This window comes from Caulobacter sp. UNC358MFTsu5.1 (assembly GCF_000712075.1).
Classification (GTDB): Bacteria; Pseudomonadota; Alphaproteobacteria; order Caulobacterales; family Caulobacteraceae; genus Caulobacter.
In genome coordinates this window covers 301367-317832 of record NZ_JONW01000008.1, presented here as the reverse complement: position 1 = coordinate 317832, position 16466 = coordinate 301367, and the positions used below count along the sequence as shown (strand labels likewise).

The following is a 16466-nucleotide window of genomic DNA, read 5'->3' as shown; positions in this document are numbered from 1 at the left end:
GACCGCTTCGACGCCATGCGCCTGTTCGTCCGCATCGTGGAGCGGCGCAGCTTCAGCCAGGCGGCCCTGGACCTGAACCTGCCGGCCTCGACGGCCACCGAGGGGGTCAAGCAGCTGGAGGCGCGGCTGGGCGTGCGCCTGCTGCAGCGGACCACGCGCCATGTCAGCCCCACCCTGGACGGCGAGGCCTTCTATCGCCGCTGCCTGACCATCCTGGGCGAGCTGGAGGACGCCGAGGCCGAGTTCAGCGACGCCAAGCCGCGCGGCCTGCTGCGGGTGGACGTGCACGGCACCCTGGCCCGCCACTTCCTGCTGCCCGGCCTGCCGGCCTTCCTGGAGCGCTATCCCGACATCCGCCTGCACCTGGGCGAGGGCGACCGGCTGGTCGACCTGGTGCGCGAGGGCGTCGACTGCGTGCTGCGGGTCGGCGACCTGAAGGACAGCGCCATGATCGCCCGCCGGGTGGGCCTGCTGGACGAGGTGACATGCGCCGCGCCGAGCTATCTGGAACGGCGCGGCGTCCCGACCACGCCCGACGACCTGACGGCCAAAACCGAGCAGGGCGGCGGCCACGTGATGATCGGCTTCGTTTCGTCGGCGACGGGCGAGCACTTCCCGCTGGAGTTCATGGTCGGCGGCGCCCTGAGGTTCGTGACCCTGCCGACCGTGCTGTCGGTGACCGGGGCCGAGACCAACATCGTCGCCGCGCGCCAGGGCCTGGGGATCATCCAGATCCCGCGCTACCACGCCCAGGCCGACCTGGAGGCCGGGCGGCTGGTCGAGATCCTGCCCGACTTCCCGCCCAGCCCCACGCCGGTGTCGCTGCTCTACCCCCAGGCCCGCCACATCCCGCCGCGCGTGCGGGTGTTCATGGAGTGGCTGACGGGGGAGTTTTCGCGGCGGGCCGTCTAGGCCGGCGCCGCCTCCTTCGCCGCCGCGATCAGGGCGTCGTCGATCTCCGACGCCCGCTTGGCCGCCGGGCGCTGGCTGATGCCGGCCCAGTAGGCCTCGAACGCCGGGCGCTTCTCGATCGTGCCGAACATCATGCCCCAGCCGATCTGGGCGCCCACATAGACGTCGGCCGCCGAGAACGTGTCGCCGACGATGTACTGCTTGCCGCCGACCGCCGTTTCCAACGCGTTGAGCGTGTCTTCCAGGCAGCCGTAGCCAGCCATCGGTTTGCGGTCCTCCGGGACCACGAAGCCCAACGACTTGTTGGTCACCGCCGCCTCGACCGGCCCGCAGCCGAACATCAGCCAGCGATAATAGGTCCCTCGCTCGGGCGAGCCGACGGGCGGGGCCAGGCCGGCCTCGGGGAAGGCGTCGGCCAGATAGGCGCAGATGGCCGCGCCCTCGGTGACCGTCACGCCGCGATGGGTGATGGCCGGCACCTTGCCCATCGGATTGACCGCCAGGTACTCGGGCGCCTTCATCGACGAGGCGTAGTCGAGCACCACCGTGCGATAGGGCGCGCCGACCTCTTCCAGCATCCAGCGGATGATCCGGCCGCGCGACATCGGGTTGGTGTAGAAGACGAGTTCGTCGCTCATGGGAGGCGCTCCTGGGGGAAAGGCGGCGCGATCCTAGCCTGCCCCGTCCGACGCGCAATCTCGACGATCGATGTTATTCGAGTTGCGTCAGGCCGCCTCGGCGGACTTTGCCATGGCCGTGTTCAGCGCGTCGACCAGGCCGGCGGCGGTCATCGGCTTGGACACCGCCCCGTCGAACACCCCGCCGGGGCCGCCCGGGCGGGCGTCGGCCGAGAAGGCGATGATCGGGGCGCCGGCGCTGGGGCCGCCTTCGCCGCGGATGCGCACGGCGGCCTGGGCGCCGTCCAGGCGGGGCATGCGCAGGTCCATCAGGATGGCGTCGAAGCGTTCGGCCGCGGCGGCGGCCACGCCTTCCTCGCCGTCCACGGCCTCGGTCACCTCGGCCCCCATGGCGGAGAGGATGGCGTTGACCAGCTCGCGGTTGGCCGGATTGTCGTCCACCACCAGCACCCGGCAGGCGGGGGGCAGCAGGGCGGCGGCGGCCTCCAGGGCGGACGGGGCCTCGGCGTGGGACGTCGACGGGGCCAGCACGTCGAAGCTGAAGCAGGCGCCGCGGCCCGGAACGCTGACGACGCCGATCTGGCCGCCCATCGCCTCGACCAGGCCCTTGCAGATGGCCAGGCCCAGGCCCGTGCCGCCGTGCTTGCGCGTCAGGCCGGCGTCGACCTGCGAGAAGCGGCGGAACAGCAGGTCCACGTCTTCGGGGGCGATGCCCGGGCCGGTGTCGGCGACCGAGACGCTCAGCCGCTCCTCGGCGACGTCGTAGGCGGCCGTGACGGTGATCGATCCGGCCTCGGTGAACTTGGCGGCGTTGCCGATCAGGTTCAGCAGCACCTGGCGCAGCCGGCCGCCGTCGATCAGCAGGTCGGCGGGCAGGGTCTCCAGGCCCTCGGTGCGCAGGGCCACGCCCCGGACCCCGGCCTCCAGGGAGAACAGGTCCAGCGCCTCCTCGATCAGCGGGGCGGGGGCGACGGGCTCGCGCTTCAGCTCCAGCTGGCCGGCCTCCAGCTTCGAGAAGTCCAGGATGTCGTTGATGGTGGTCAGCAGCGCCTTGCCGCCGCTCAGCACCCGGCCGATGAAGCGGCGGGCGTCGGTCGACAGCTCAGGCTCGTCGTCGACCAGGCGGGCGAAGCCCAGCACCGAGGTCAGGGGCGTGCGCAGCTCGTGGCTCATATTGGCCAGGAACTCGCCCTTCACCGCGGCGGCGGCCTCGGCCTCGTTGCGGGCCTCGCGCAGCTGGCGCTCCATGGCCTTCTGCTCGGTGACGTCGCGGACCACGTCGGTGATGCCGGTGATGGCGCCGGTCAGCGGATCGCGCTGCAGGCCGGGGCGGGACTCCAGCCAGATGACCTGGCCGTCCTTGCGGATGGCCCGGTACTCGACGCGGGTCGGGCCGTTGTCGTGGTGGGCCGTCATGTGGGCGATCTGCTCGACGACGATGGCGCGGATGTGCTCGCGGTCGTCGTCGTGGACGGTCATCATGCCCTCGCGGCCGACCAGCTCCTCGGGGGCGTAGCCCAGCATGGTGACGCAGGCGGGCGAGACGTACTGGATCACGCCGCGCAGGTTGCTGTGGACGATCATGTCCTGGGCGTTCTCGGCCAGTTGGCGGAAGCGCGCCTCGCTGCGGGCCGCCGCGGCGTTGGCCTCGGTCATGTCCTGCAGGATCTGGCGGCGGTGGCGCTGGATCGAGGCCACGGGCAGGCTGATGAAGATCGCCACGGCTAGGAACAGCTGCAGCACGATCGCCTGATCGGGCGAGCCGCTGGCCAGCAGGGTGATCGGGCCGTGGCCGGCCATGGTGAAGATCACCGCGACGACGGCCACCAGGGTGGCGCTCAGCGCCGCGCCCAACACCTCCAGGCGCCAGGCGACCAGCAGCATCATGGGCGGCACGATGAACAGCACGGGGCGGGGCTGGGTGAAGACGCCGACGGTCACCACCAGCAGCAGCAGCAGGCAGACGACGCCGGAGATCGAGAGGGGACGTTCGCGCAGGTAGTGGCGCACGCGCACCAGGGCCAGCAGGCAGGGCGTGATGGTCATCAGGCCCAGGATGTCGCCCAGCGACCAGACGCCGATATTGGCCGCCAGCACGCCGCCGCGCATGGCCGTGTGGATCGTGGCGGCGACCATGCCCGTGGCGATCGGCACGGCCAGGCCGCAGATCAGGGCGAAGGCGATCATGTCGCGCGCCCGGCCCAGGTCGACCTCCTGGCCGCAGATCCGGCGCATACCCCAGGCGCAGAGGAAGATCTGGACGATGTTGCAGCTGACCAGGGTGATGTTGATCGGCAGCAGGTCCTGGACGTGGGCGCCGGCGGCCAGGCCGCCCATGAGGCATCCCAGCAGGATCGCCGGCCAGTGGCGGCTGCGGCAGGACAGCAGGCAGGCCACGCCGAAACCGTTGGACAGCCAGATCGGCGCCACCTGGCCGTAGTTGCGGGGGAATTCGACGCAGAGATAGGCCAGCAGGGCGTAACCGACGGCCGCGATGACGGCCAGGGCCGCGGTCTTCAGGATGTCACCCCCGGTCCACCTGGACTTCGGCCAATCGAAATCTGGTCTTGCGGCGGTCGAAGAGGTCTCTGTCATCACCCTGCTTTCGCGGGTCGTCCAGCAATAGCTCAAGCTAAGACGATCGGCAGGGCATGAATAGATCGAAGGCCTTAAAGAACAGTGGCTTGCGGCGCGGCTCATCGCCGCGCCCCTGAGGTTGTATTCGACCTTTTACGACCCGAAACCCTCGGTCGTGACCAGGCGCGCGACTTCGGCGATCACCGCGTTGCGGCCGTCGTTGTCCAGGGTGGAGCGGCTGAGATAGGCGGTGATCAGCAGCGGCGGTTTCCCGGGCGGCCAGACCACTGCGATGTCGTTGGTGGTCCCGACCTTGTCGTCGCCCCAGCTGCCGGTCTTGTCGCCCACCTTCCAGCCCTTCTTCTTCCAATCAGCGGGCAGGCCGGCCCGCAGGCGCGCGTCGCCGGTCTGGTTGGCGACCAGCCAGTCGACCAACTGCCGGCGCGAGGCCGGCGACAGGACGGGACCCAGGGTCAGGGCGCGCAGGGTGGCCAGCATGGCGTTGGGCGAGGTGGTGTCGTGGATTTCGCCGGGTCTGACGACATTCAGCGTGGGCTCGTATTCGTCCAGCCGGGTGACCTTGTCGCCCAGGCCCCGCACGAAGGTCGTCAGGGCGGGCGGGCCGCCGAAGGACATCAGCAGCAGGTTGGCGGCGGCGTTGTCGCTGAGCGTGACCGTCGCCTCGCACAGGGCGCCGACGGTCATGCCCTGGCCGACATGCTTCTCGGTGGCCGGGGAGTGGGCCAGCAGCACTTCGCGGCCGTAGGGGATGCGGCGGTCGAGCCGCTCCTGGCCCTGGTCCACCCGCTTGAGGATCAGGCCCGCGACCAGCGCCTTGAAGGTGCTGCACATGGCGAAACGCTCGTCGCCCCGATAGGCGAAGGTCTTGCCGGAGGCGCTGTCCAGCACCGAGACGCCCAGCCGGCCGTGGCTGCGGGCCTCCAGGGCAGCGATACCTCGGCTAATGCCGCTGGTCAGGCGCGCCGTCGCGGCCGAGGCGGCGGGCGCGGCGAAGGAGAGGGCGGGCAGGGCGGAAAGGGCCGTTAACACTTGGCGTCGGTCGATCATCGGGTCCTCCATGGCGCGCAAGATGGTCGATGGGTGACCCCGCGATCAAACGATGATACTTCGCGCGAAACCCTAGAAAATTTTGGGTCAACGGGATGGAGGGGTTTGGATGAGCCGCGCGCAGCTTCCCCTCAACGCCCTGCGGGCCTTCGAGGCCTCGGCCCGCCATCTGAGCTTCACCCGCGCCGCCATAGAGCTGTGCGTGACCCAGGCCGCCGTCAGCCACCAGGTCAAGGGGCTGGAGCAGCGGCTGGGGGCGAGCCTCTTCCGCCGTCTGCCGCGCGGCCTGGCCCTGACCGACGAGGGCCTGGCCCTGCTGCCGGTGGTGCGCGACAGCTTCGACCGCATGGGCGACGTGCTGGAGCGGTTCTCGGCCGGTCGTGTGATGGAGGTGCTCAGCGTCGGGGTGGTGGGCACTTTCGCGGTGGGCTGGCTTTTGCCGCGCCTGCCGGCGTTCCGGGAGGCGCATCCGTTCGTCGACCTGCGCCTGTTCACCAACAACAACCGCATCGACATCGCCGGCGAGGGGCTGGACTGCGCCGTGCGGTTCGGCGACGGGGCCTGGCACGGCACCCAGGCCACGCCGCTGTTCGCCGCCCCGATGACGCCGCTGTGCGCCCCGGTCGTGGCCGAGCGGCTGAGGACGCCCGAAGCGCTGAAGTCGGAGATGCTGCTGCGCAGCTACCGCGCCGACGACTGGCCCGACTGGTTCGCCGCCGCCGGCCTGGCCCCGCCGCCGATCCGCGGCCCGGTGTTCGACAGCTCGTGGGTGATGGTCGAGGCGGCCATGCAGGGCGCGGGCGTGGCCCTGGCGCCGTCGATGATGTTCGCCCGCGACCTGGAGCAAGGCCGGCTGGTGCGGCCGTTCGCCCTGGAGGTGGGGGCGGGGATGTACTGGCTGACCTGGCTGAAGTCGCGGGCGGTGACGCCGGCCCTGGCGGCGTTCCGGGATTGGCTGACGGAGCAGGCCGCCTAGGATCGGGGACATGCCCTTGCGGCGTGTCCCCAACAGACGCGGTGCGAGATTTGGGGGACACGCACAAGCGCATGCCCCCGCGCGGGGCTAGGCGATCATCTCCGGATCGTTCCGCTTCAGCCACGCGGCGGCGTAGCTGCACAGCGGCACGATCTTCATCCCTTCGCCGCGCGCGGTCTGGGCGACCTGCTGCATCAGGCGGCCGGCGGCGCCGGTGCCGCGCAGGGCGGGGTCGGCCTCGACATGGGGGATCACCAGGCGGTGCCCGCTGCGCTGGTAGTCGGCGAAGGCGATCAGGCCGTCGACCTCCAGTTCGTAGCGGCTCTTGGCGGGGTTGTGGCTGAAGGCCTCGGTCATGACTCGCATATGGGCTGGACGGCGCGGGGCGCCAAGGTTGTTATGGGTCTGGGGGCTAACGCGCGAAAGAGGTGGGCGATGCGGTCTCTAGCGGTGTTCGTGGCGTGCGGAACCTTGGCGGCCCTGGCCGCCTGCGGTCAGAAATCCGAGACCAAGACGGCGGAGGCGCCCAAGGCGGGAACGGCGACGACCGCCGCGCCGGCCGCGCCAGGAGCCGCCGCGCCGGCTCCGGCGGCGACCGCCCCGGCCCCGACCCAATGGCCCAAGCGCAAGCCGGGCCTGTGGACCCAGACCATGACCCTCAAGGCCCAGGGCTTCACCCGCAGCTTCCGCTTCTGCGTCGACGAGACCAGCGACGAGAAGATGGGGCTGGACACCCAGGCCGAGGACAAGCGCTGCCAGCGCAAGTCGATGACCCGCGGCGCGGACGGCGGCTGGACGGTGGTCTCGACCTGCGACATGGGGCCGGGCGGCAAGACCGAGAGCACCATCCACGTCGTCGGCGACTTCAACACCCGCTACGTCATGGACGTCACCAGCGTCACCTCGGGCGCGTCCTCCCCGGCGATGAACGGCGAGCACAAGATGGGCATGACCGCCGAATGGTCGGGGGCCTGTCCCGCCGGTTGGACCGGCGGCGACGTCGAGATGCCCGGCGGCCGGCGGATCAACCTGCTGACCAAGGCGGTCTCGGGCGGCTAGGGGCGGCCGCGCACCGCATCAGCCCAGTCTCCTGGGTCCGGACAGCCTCTACGAGGCTTCCGGGATGACACCGATTGGGTGCGTTTGGGTAGGTCGCCCTAGACCAGCTCCACCGCCATGGCGGTGGCCTCGCCGCCGCCGATGCACAGGGAGGCCAGGCCCTTCTTGCCGCCGCGCGCCTGGAGGGCCGAGATCAGGGTGCACAGGATGCGCGCGCCCGAGGCGCCGATCGGGTGGCCCAGGGCGCAGGCCCCGCCGTTGACGTTCAGCTTGTCGTCGGGGATGCCCAGCTCCTGCTGGGCGATCATGGCGACCACGGCGAAGGCCTCGTTGACCTCGAACAGGTCGACGTCGGCGACGTCCCAGCCGGCCTTCTTCAGCGCCTTCTTCATGGCCGGCACCGGGGCGGTGGTGAACAGGCCCGGCTCGTGGGCGTGGGCGGCGTGGGCGGCCACCCGGGCGACGATCGGCAGGCCCAGGCGCTTGGCCACGCTCTCGCGCGTCATGACCAGGGCGGCCGCGCCATCGCTGATCGAGGAAGAGTTGGCGGCGGTGATCCCACCGTCGCGGCTGAAGGCCGGGCGCAGGGTGGGGATCTTGGCGGCGTCGGCCTTCAGCGGCTGCTCGTCCTGGCTGACGGTCTCGACGCCCTTGCGGGTGGTGATGGTCACCGGCGTGATCTCGGCGTCGAAGGCGCCCGAGGTCACGGCCTTCTGGGCCTTGGCCAGGCCCTTGACCGCGTAGTCGTCCATGGCCTCGCGGCCGAACTGGTAGGTGGCGGCGCTGTCCTCGGCGAAGGCGCCCATCAGCTTGCCGGGGGTGTAGGCGTCCTCCAGCCCGTCCAGGTACATGCTGTCCCACATCTGGTCGTGGCCGATGCGCGCGCCCGAGCGGTGCTTGGTCAGCAGGTAGGGGGCGTTGGTCATGCTCTCCATGCCGCCGGCCACGATGATCTCGGCGCTGCCGGCCGCCAGGGCGTCGTGGGCCATGATCGCGGCCTGCATGCCGCTGCCGCACATCTTGTTGACCGTGGTGGCCTCGACCGAGAGCGGCAAGCCCGCCCCGACCGCGGCCTGGCGGGCGGGCGCCTGGCCCAGGCCCGCGGGCAGGACGCAGCCCATGAAGATCTGCTCGACCTGGTCGCCCGCGACCCCGGCCCGCTCGATCGCCGCCTTCACCGCCGTCGCGCCCAGCTCGGTGGCCTTGGCCCCGGCCAACGCCCCCTGGAACCCACCCATCGGCGTGCGGGCGAACGAGACGATGACGACCGGATCGCCAGAAGGCTTGTAGGTCTCGGACATGGTTAGGCTCCACCCTTGGGGATTTTGCGGCGGAATAAACCCTCTTTGGCGCGTCGAGCGCAAGGGTTTCGCGCAAAAAGCGGGCGACGGAGGATGCGGATATCCCGCCGTCGCCGCGCAGTGCGCAACCGAGAGAGTCAATTGCTATAAAAAACCTACTCGCGTGGGTCTGCAAAAGCAACCCTTGCATTCCCTGGCGGAAGGCTTCACCTTCGCGTGATGGGCCGTACCGCCGACTACACCAACGAACGCTGCGCCATCGCCGCCACCCTCGAGGTCGTCGGCGATCCGTGGACCCTGCTGATCCTCCGCGACGCCTTCCAGGGCGTGAAGCGGTTCGAACAGTGGCAGGAACGGCTGGGCGTGGCCCGCAACGTCCTGGCCGCCCGCCTCAAGAGCCTGGTGGCCCACGGGGTGCTGGAGCCTCGCCGCTATTCGGAGCGCCCGCCGCGCCAGGAATACGTGCTGACCCCCAAGGGGCGGGCCCTGTCGCCGGTGCTGCTGACCATGGCCGAGTGGGGCGACCAGCACGTCTACGGCGTGGGCAAGGGGCCGGTGCACTTCGTCCACAAAAAGTGCGGCTGCGACTTCCATCCCAAGCTGGCCTGCGAGGCTTGCGGCGAGATCGTCGACGGCCGCGACCTGTCCCGGGTGATCCACGAGGAACAGGCCCTGACCGTCGGCGAGGCCCTGGAGGCCTCGATCGGGATCGCCGCCGAGTGAGCTACCGCTTCCACGTCCACCGGACCAAGCCGGCCTACCGGCTGGTGACGGCGGACGGGGCGGGGTTCCCGGACGGGACCGATCCCGAGGACTGGCGCTTCACCCTCGCGCGCCAACGCGCCGACACCGCCCCCGACGTGGCGCGGCTGGTCGACGAGACCGGCTACTGCCTGTTCAAGATCGGCCTGCGGTTCGACGAGATCGCCTGATCCCCGCGACGGGCCTGGAGCCTAGTCCTGTCGTTTTCCGAAGGACGGCTTGATCGGCGTCAGCGGCTCGGGCTCGAGCGTCGAGACCGGCGGGTCGCCGGGTGCGCGCGGCTTGGCGGGCGGGGGGCTCGGCTCGACCGCGCCCGGGCCTGGAGCCGGCGTGGCCGCCGTGCCGTCCCGATAGCCCTCGACGAACGGCGCGCCGGGGATCTCCAGCGCATAGATGTACGTGCCTCCGCACTCGCCGGTCGCGCCGTTGGCGTAGGCCGCGGCCTTCAGGCGGCCGGCGCGATCGGCGGGGAGCGCGCTCCGGGCGGCCGAGGGATCGAGCCTGGGGCCCCATTGCAGGTCGCCCAGCGTGTACCAGCCCGCGAAGACGGTTCCGCCGGCGGCGACCGGGAAGGTCGGCTGGCCCAGGCAGAAGTCGACGGTGATCCCGTCCCGCCGCATGGCCGACAGGCGCCACTCGCCCGGCGGGACGGCGAAGGCCTGGACGGTGTCGTAGGTCTCGCCGTCGGCCGGAAGCCATCTGGACGGCAAGGCGGCGACGAAGGTGTCGGGCGCCGTATCGGCGGGACCGGCGTGCGTCCGCCTGAAGACCAGCTGCTGGCCGGCCTGGAGCGTCTTGCCGGACAGGCGGACGAGCACCAGGGCGGCGTCCGCCGGCGCGGCGGCGACCTGTTCGGTCTTCAGGACCTTGACCGGCGGCGCGTCGCCGGCGGGCGGCCAGGTGAAGCTGACGGTCGTCGCGGGCTGGGTCGCCAGGCTCAGCGAAGGCTTCACGGGGCGGGCGCTGGGGGCGAACATCCGGGTCGAGCCCCAGTGGGCGTCGTTGGCGAAGGCGCGGGCGGCGGGGCTCGCCGGCCGAGGCGCGCCGACCTGGGACGAAAGCCATTCGGCCTTGGCGGCGCGCGGCAGGGCGGCCAGGCGGGCGCCCTCCGCCACGTCCACCTGGCGCACGTCCCAGCCGAGCACCACCATGCAGTTCTCGATGTTGGCCGCGTGGATGTTCTCGAAGACCATGCCGTCCAGGTCGTTGAACGCGCCCTTGCCGATGTCGGCCACGACCTTGACGGTGGCCGGGCCTTTAGGAGGGCCGCGGAACGACACGACGCCGGGCGGCGGGGGCGAGATGGTTCGGGCTGTCCGCTCGATGCAGCCGCGCAGCGCGGCGTCGTGGTCGGCCAAGGTCGCGCCCGCGCGGTGGAAATAGGTGTAGCCCGGCACGGTCGCCGTCAGGTCGGCCGCGAGAGCGCCGGTCGAAGCCGCCGCGAGCGCGACGGCCAGCAAACTCACGATACGCATGAAGCCCCCAAATCCCGGTCCGCAAAGTAGGGGCGCGCCGCGCGGGCCGCAATATCGGACGCCGGAGACGGCGGGCCTCGGATTCCGACGTTCGGTCGGAACCTCGACGCTTCGAATGCGTTCCAAGCCCTCGAGCGTCCAAGCCCTCGCGTGGGACGCTCGGGCGGGGGCGCCCGGTGTGCAGTGGGGTTCGCGTTGAGTGAAGCGAGGGAACGTGTCGGCGTGGTGGGTCCCGCCGGAAGCGTGTGCAAGCGGGTGTTGGACGTGCTGGGCGCGGTCCTCGTCCTGGTGTTCTTCCTACCGGTGGGCGTGCTGATGATCGCCGCGATCCGTTGCAGTCGGAGCGGGCCCGTCTTCACGTGCGAGCAGACCGTCGGCCTGGGCGGCGCGATCTTCGGCCGCTGGCGTCTTCACCGGCCGGCCGACGGTGAGACCGTGTTCGATCGGGCGCTCTGGCAGGCGGGGCTGGCCGATCTGCCCTCGGCGGTCAACGTCATCGACGGCGACATGTCGCTGATCGGGCCCAGGCCGCAGTCGCCGTCGCAGTATGTCAGTTTGAGCCAGGGGCTGCCGGATTACGCCCGGCGTCTGGAGGCGCGGCCGGGGATGATCTGGCCCCGCGCCGGCGAGGGCGAGCCGTCATGGAGCGCCGAGCTGGACTATGTGGCCCGATGGTCGGTGTTCGAGGACCTGAAGGTGGCGGGGCTGTACGCGGTCCAGGGCCTGTTCCGCGAGGAACAGGGCGTCGACTAGGTCAGCCCGCGACCAGCACGACGCCGGCGATCAGGCTGGCCCAGAGCGCCAGGTTGGCCACGATCACCGTCAGGCGGGTCAAGGAAACGTGCCGGTCCTGGTGACGCTTGTCAGTATAGGCGGCGGTAGCCATGGGCCTACAACTCCGAATTCTACAGCAGCGTCAAAAAGCTTGACGGCAGCACACAGTAGATACGCTCTAGATGCCATAAAAGTTTCGTATGTCACTCGCTCGCGACGTGAATTTTCGGTGCAGAGGGCAATTATTTTAGCGTGACTATTGGTCGGACGACGCCGTTTTGACGGCGTCGTCAATAATGTGCTGAAAAGTGCGGCGTTTGCTGGTTTTCGAGGCGTCGGCGAGCGAGGGGCGACGCTTAGAGCGCCGCCCGCTCGGTGGCCACGATGAAGCCGCCGCCCAGGACCCGCTCGGGGTCGGCGGGGTCGTACAGCACGCAGGCCTGGCCGGGGGCCACGCCTTCTTCCAGCACGTCGAACACCAGGCGCGGTTCCCCCCCATTGGGACCGTCGACCAGGGCCAGGCGGCCCGGGACGGGTTCGCGGGTCGAGCGCACGCGGGCCAGCACCGGCGCGCCGTTGGCGGCGGCCGCTTCCAGGCTGTCCTCGGCGCCGAGCCAGTTGCCTTCCTTCAGCGACAGCGCCTGGGTCAGCAGGGCCTCGCGCGGGCCGACGATGACCTGGCGCTTGTCGGCGTCGATCTTGACGACGAACAGCGGGTCGCCGACGGCGATGTTCAGGCCCCGGCGCTGGCCGATGGTGTAGCGGGTGACGCCCTCGTGTCTGCCCAGCACGCGGCCGTCCATGTGCACCATGTCGCCGGGCAGGGCGCCTTGCGGGCGGATCTTGTCGATCACCGTGGTGTACTTGCCCTCGGGCACGAAGCAGATGTCCTGGCTGTCGGGCTTGTCGGCGATCGCCAGGCCCAGCTCGGCGGCCACCAGGCGCACGGTCGGCTTGTCCATGCCGCCCAGCGGGAAGCGCAGGAAGTCCAGCTGCTCGGGCGTGGTGGCGAACAGGAAATAGCTCTGGTCCTTGGCCGGGTCGGCGGCGCGGCGCAGCTGCGGGCGATTGCCGCCGGAAGCCGGCATGGCGCGCTGCACGTAGTGGCCGGTGGCCATGGCCTCGGCGCCCAGGTCGCGGGCCACGTCCAGCAGGTCGCGGAACTTCACGGTTTGATTGCAGCGCACGCACGGGATCGGCGTCTCGCCGCGCAGATAGGCGTCGGCGAAGTCCTCGATCACCTGCTCCTTGAAGCGGCTTTCGTAGTCCAGGACGTAGTGCGGGATGCCGATCCGCTCGGCCGCCATGCGGGCGTCCATGATGTCCTGGCCGGCGCAGCAGGCGCCCTTGCGCGAGATCGCCGCGCCGTGGTCGTAGAGCTGCAGGGTCACGCCCACCACGTCGTAGCCGGCCTTGGCCAGCAGGGCGGCGGTGACGGTGGAGTCCACCCCGCCGGACATCGCCGCCACGATCCGCGTCCCGACCGGCAGGCCCACGGCCGCGCGCGCCTGCTCGACCGCGCGGTCCAGGGCGGAGGCGGTGGTCGTGGCGGTGTCCAGAAGAGCGATGTCGGCGTCCATCGCGGCCATATAGCGGTTCAGGGCCGGTTTTGCGAGATTGCGGGTGTCGCGGGCGGTGACGCCCCCTCCGTCACGCTGCGTATTCGCATCGCGCCACCTCCCCCGTTTCACAGGTGAGGAGGATTCCAGGCGGTCTCTCCTCCCCCGTGAAACGGGGGAGGTGGCGGGCGAAGCCCGACGGAGGGGGCGTCCCTCCGCCCAGCCCTACCTCAGCACGTTCAGCAGCGACGAGTTCTGCAGGGACGCGAACACCTGGGCCGAGGCCTGGACGGCCAGCTTGGCCGATTCCAGGCGGGTGACCGCCTCGGCCATGTCGACGTCAGTGATGCCGCCGACCATGGTGGTCAGGGTGTCGGCCTGGGCCGAGAGGTCGGTCTGGGCGGTCTCGAAGCGCTTCTGGTTCAGGCCGTTCTGGGCCTGGGCGATGGTCAGGTCCTTCTTGACGGTGTCGAAGGGGGCCAGCAGGCCCTGCAGGAACTGGCTCTGGGCCTCGGTCAGCTTGCCCGTGAACGGGCCGTTGGCGTCGACATAGGCCTGGACCTGGGCGAAGGCGCCGTAGACGCCCGTGCCCAGCTTGTCGGCCAACTGGCCCGTATCGACCGAGGTGGTGTCGTCGATGCGGTTGCTGGTGATGTACTGGTCGTTCGTGAACAGGGTGGCGATCGGCGGACCGGCGGTCAGGTCGGCCATGCTGGTGGCCGTGGTCGGCATGGTGTCGGACTTGGCGCCGGCGAACACGTAGCGGCCGTTGAACTTGCTGTTGAGGCCCTGGACCACGTCGCCGAACGCGCCGTTCAGCTGCTGCATCAGGGTCTCGGCGCTGCCGGCCGCGATGGCGTTGGCGATGGCGTCGCGAGCGTCCTGGGTGGCGTCGGCGATCTGGCCGATGCCGATGTCCTGGACGTCCAGGCGGTTGGCGACCAGCGAGGTCTGGTCCAGGAAGCCGGCGACCTTGGCCTGGGCGGTCTTCATGGCCGTCAGGACCTCGGCGTTCTTGGCGTAGCCCTTCAGGTCGTTGGCGTTCTTCTGGCTGGAGACCTGTTCGCCGGCGATGTTCTGCAGCACCTGCGCGCGCATCAGGTTGCTGGTCATCACGCCGAAGTTGCCGGAGGTGGAGACGCGGGTCATGGCTTAACCTCAAACGATATTGGTGAGGACATCGAACATGTCCTTCGTCGCCTGGATCAGGCGGGCGGAGGCGTTGAACGCCTGCTGGTAGGTGGTCAGGTTGACGAGCTCCTCGTCGAGGTTGACGCCCTCCTGCGACTGGCGCTGGGCGTCGACCTCGGTCTTGACGGAGTCGGCGGCTTCCTTGCGGCTGGTGGCCGAGGCGGCCTTGCGGGCGATCGAGCCGCTGAAGTCGGCGCCGTAGTTCAGCACGCTCTTCTTGGAACCGGCCGTGTCGCCGGCGTTGGCGAAGGTGGTGGTGCTGTCGCCGGCCTTGGCCAGGGCCAGGGCGCCGCGGCCGTCGCCGACCGCCAGGGCCGGCACGCCAGCCGCCACGGTCAGGTCCAGCTTGGCGAACGGCAGCTTGGCGGGGTTGGCGTCCATGGCCGGGTCGACCGAGTAGAGGCCGCCGCGGGTGCTGCGCTCGCTCATGCCCACGCCGAACAGCTGGCTGAGCGAGGGGCCGCCGACGCCGCGCTGGGTCTTGTCCTCGACCACCGACAGGTTGACCGGGGAGGCGCTGTTGGAGGTGAAGGTCAGCTCGCCCTTCGAGCCCAGGGCGAAGGAGCCGTAGAGGCCCACGCCCGAGTTGCGCGAGTTCAGGGCGTCGATGGTTTCCTGCATCGTGCCGGTCCCCGTGGGGATCGCCACCTGGATGTCGCGGATGCGGCTGCCGTCGCCGTCGGTCAGGCGCAGGGTGATGGTCTGGCCGGGGGTGAAGCCGCTCTGGTCGCCGGCCACCATGCCGGTCTCGTAGGGCGAGTAGCCGTCCGAGCGGATGATGTCGTTCAGGCCGAAGAACTGGGAAAAGCCCTTGCCGGCCTTGCTCGAGGGCGTGGTGGCGTCGTCGACGATGGCGATGCCGTTGGTCGCGGCCGTGGTGTTCAGGCTCAGCTGCCCGTTGGCGAAGGCCGCGGTGGCCGTGCCGCCCAGGGCGGTGTTCAGCTGGGTCAGGAAGTTGGTGTTGGTGAAGGCCGGGCCGGCCGCGCCGTTCACCGTCATGGTCCCGGCGCCGAAGTCGATGTCGATCCGCCGGACGATGGCGCTGTTGGGGTCGGTGATGGCGATCGTGGTCTTGCCGGTGAAGTTGGCGAAGGCCGTGTTGGCGTCCAGGCCCAGGTCCTTGCCGGTCATGCTGTTGGGCGCGGGGACCGAGCTGGCGGCGTTGGAGGCGCGGTTCATCTCCTCGGCCGCCCGGCTGACGAACTCGCCCAGCTGGTCGGAGAGGTTGGGCAGCTCGGTGTTGCGCAGCTGGAGCAGGCCCTGGATCTCGCCGTTGGTGACGGCCAGCGGCATGACCTGGCCGCCGCTGTTGGCGGTGACCACGGTGAGATAGCCGTTGGCCGGGCCCGACTGGTTGTAGGCGATCGTGGCCGGGCCGTTGCCGGCCAGGGTGACGCCCTCGCCCGAACGGACCATGACCCCGCCGTTGGCGCGGTCGCTGACCTGGATGTTCATGTAGGTCGACAGCTCGTTGATCAGTCCGCTCTGGACGTTCTCGGAGCCGGTGCCGTCGGCGCCCGCCATCTTGGCGCGGGTGATGTCGACGTTCAGGGCGTCGATCTGCTTGAGCAGGTCGTTGACCCGGTCGACGTCGGCGCCGATGCGGTTGTCGGTGTCCTTGATCTGGCTCGACAGCGACGAGGTGATGCGCTTGCTCTCGCCGAGGAAGTCCTCGACCTTGGTCACCGCGCTGCTGCGCAGCAGGGTCGAGGACGGGTCGTCCACGGCCATCGAGAAGGCGGCGTAGACGTCGTCCAGGGTGGCGAAGAAGTTGTCGGTCGCGCTGGGGTCGCCGAACAGCTTCTGGGCGTTGTCCATGGCGGTCGCGATCGCGCCCGTGCGCCCGGAGTCCGAAGCGCCGTTCAGGCTGGCGGCGGCCATGAACTTGTCGGTGGCCCGCTTGATGGCGTCGATGTTGACGCCCACGCCCATGCCGTTCGACACCAGGTTCGACTGGGCGATCGTCTTGCGGACGTAACCGGCGGTGTTGATGTTGGCGATGTTGTCGGAAACGACGCGCAAGCCGGTCTGGCTGGCCATCATCCCCGAGGTCGCGACGTTCAAGATGGTGTTCAACGACATGGTCTATTCTCCGGCCAGCTCGGCAAACCACGAACGGCACGACGCGACCTTGCCCGGCGAAAACTGCCGGGCGTTGCGGGGTTCGACCCCTT

Annotated in this window: 16 protein-coding genes; 6 read left to right on the top strand and 10 right to left on the bottom strand. The window is 70.2% G+C overall.

The genetic code is table 11. From position 1 onward, the window contains the following. Positions 1 to 15 precede the first annotated feature (15 nt). Positions 16 to 912: a LysR family transcriptional regulator gene (locus BR39_RS0116480; protein WP_197026719.1), complete on the top strand. Its 897-nt coding sequence runs from the start codon at positions 16 to 18 to the stop codon at positions 910 to 912. On the opposite strand, the gene BR39_RS0116475 is transcribed toward BR39_RS0116480, so the two are convergent. From BR39_RS0116475 to bla, 3 genes are all read right to left on the bottom strand, one after another. Beyond that, the gene (locus BR39_RS0116475; protein WP_029914130.1) at positions 909 to 1550 is read right to left on the bottom strand and encodes a glutathione S-transferase family protein; all 642 of its coding nucleotides are present in this window, start codon (positions 1548 to 1550) and stop codon (positions 909 to 911) included. The two genes, BR39_RS0116480 and BR39_RS0116475, sit on opposite strands and share 4 nt — an antisense overlap. A gap of 87 nt (positions 1551 to 1637) precedes the next feature. Then, a complete protein-coding gene (locus BR39_RS0116470) occupies positions 1638 to 4145 on the bottom strand; it encodes an MASE1 domain-containing protein (protein WP_029914129.1) in 2508 nt (835 codons plus the stop codon). Between the two features lie 135 nt (positions 4146 to 4280). Next, the gene (bla, locus tag BR39_RS0116465) at positions 4281 to 5195 is read right to left on the bottom strand and encodes a class A beta-lactamase (protein ID WP_035018560.1); all 915 of its coding nucleotides are present in this window, start codon (positions 5193 to 5195) and stop codon (positions 4281 to 4283) included. A gap of 109 nt (positions 5196 to 5304) precedes the next feature. Between bla and BR39_RS0116460 the strand changes: the two genes are divergently transcribed. Further along, complete coding sequence (locus BR39_RS0116460) at positions 5305 to 6171, top strand: LysR family transcriptional regulator (protein WP_029914126.1); 867 nt, start codon at positions 5305 to 5307, stop codon at positions 6169 to 6171. A gap of 87 nt (positions 6172 to 6258) precedes the next feature. Here the strand turns inward: BR39_RS0116460 and BR39_RS0116455 are convergent, their stop codons facing one another. Beyond that, on the bottom strand, positions 6259 to 6528 hold the full coding sequence (locus BR39_RS0116455; RefSeq protein ID WP_029914124.1) for a GNAT family N-acetyltransferase: 270 nt from the start codon (positions 6526 to 6528) through the stop codon (positions 6259 to 6261). A 78-nt stretch (positions 6529 to 6606) separates the two neighbouring features. Between BR39_RS0116455 and BR39_RS0116450 the strand changes: the two genes are divergently transcribed. Continuing rightward, complete coding sequence (locus BR39_RS0116450) at positions 6607 to 7230, top strand: DUF3617 family protein (protein ID WP_029914122.1); 624 nt, start codon at positions 6607 to 6609, stop codon at positions 7228 to 7230. 98 nt (positions 7231 to 7328) lie between these two features. On the opposite strand, the gene BR39_RS0116445 is transcribed toward BR39_RS0116450, so the two are convergent. After that, on the bottom strand, positions 7329 to 8531 hold the full coding sequence (locus BR39_RS0116445) for an acetyl-CoA C-acyltransferase (RefSeq protein ID WP_029914120.1): 1203 nt from the start codon (positions 8529 to 8531) through the stop codon (positions 7329 to 7331). Positions 8532 to 8750: 219 nt separating this feature from the next. On the opposite strand from BR39_RS0116445, the gene BR39_RS0116440 reads away from it, so the two are divergent. Both BR39_RS0116440 and BR39_RS0116435 read left to right on the top strand, forming a co-directional pair. Further along, a complete protein-coding gene (locus tag BR39_RS0116440) occupies positions 8751 to 9254 on the top strand; it encodes a helix-turn-helix domain-containing protein (protein WP_029914117.1) in 504 nt (167 codons plus the stop codon). Continuing rightward, complete coding sequence (locus BR39_RS0116435) at positions 9251 to 9463, top strand: hypothetical protein (RefSeq protein WP_029914115.1); 213 nt, start codon at positions 9251 to 9253, stop codon at positions 9461 to 9463. The genes BR39_RS0116440 and BR39_RS0116435 overlap by 4 nt, the downstream gene beginning before the upstream one ends. A 21-nt stretch (positions 9464 to 9484) precedes the next feature. Here BR39_RS0116435 and BR39_RS0116430 read toward each other — a convergent pair whose 3' ends face one another. Beyond that, the gene (locus BR39_RS0116430; RefSeq protein ID WP_156035801.1) at positions 9485 to 10768 is read right to left on the bottom strand and encodes a hypothetical protein; all 1284 of its coding nucleotides are present in this window, start codon (positions 10766 to 10768) and stop codon (positions 9485 to 9487) included. 222 nt (positions 10769 to 10990) lie between these two features. Between BR39_RS0116430 and BR39_RS0116425 the strand changes: the two genes are divergently transcribed. Continuing rightward, positions 10991 to 11521 (top strand): sugar transferase, encoded by a 531-nt coding sequence (locus BR39_RS0116425; protein WP_231499487.1) that lies wholly within the window; start codon positions 10991 to 10993, stop codon positions 11519 to 11521. Between the two features lies 1 nt (position 11522). Here BR39_RS0116425 and BR39_RS27280 read toward each other — a convergent pair whose 3' ends face one another. The 4 genes from BR39_RS27280 to flgK all read right to left on the bottom strand — a co-directional run bounded on the left by BR39_RS27280 (position 11523) and on the right by flgK (position 16374). Then, positions 11523 to 11654, bottom strand: coding sequence for a hypothetical protein (locus tag BR39_RS27280; protein WP_255347301.1), 132 nt, complete (start codon positions 11652 to 11654; stop codon positions 11523 to 11525). A gap of 244 nt (positions 11655 to 11898) precedes the next feature. Then, positions 11899 to 13122 (bottom strand): tRNA 2-thiouridine(34) synthase MnmA, encoded by a 1224-nt coding sequence (gene mnmA / locus BR39_RS0116415; RefSeq protein ID WP_156035814.1) that lies wholly within the window; start codon positions 13120 to 13122, stop codon positions 11899 to 11901. A gap of 204 nt (positions 13123 to 13326) precedes the next feature. Next, positions 13327 to 14250, bottom strand: a complete 924-nt coding sequence (locus BR39_RS0116410) for a flagellin (protein ID WP_029914106.1) — start codon at positions 14248 to 14250, stop codon at positions 13327 to 13329. Positions 14251 to 14259: 9 nt separating this feature from the next. Beyond that, positions 14260 to 16374 carry a flagellar hook-associated protein FlgK gene (flgK, locus tag BR39_RS0116405; protein ID WP_029914104.1) on the bottom strand — a complete coding sequence of 705 codons (2115 nt, stop codon included), beginning with the start codon at positions 16372 to 16374 and terminating at the stop codon, positions 14260 to 14262. Between the last annotated feature and the right edge of the window lie 92 nt (positions 16375 to 16466).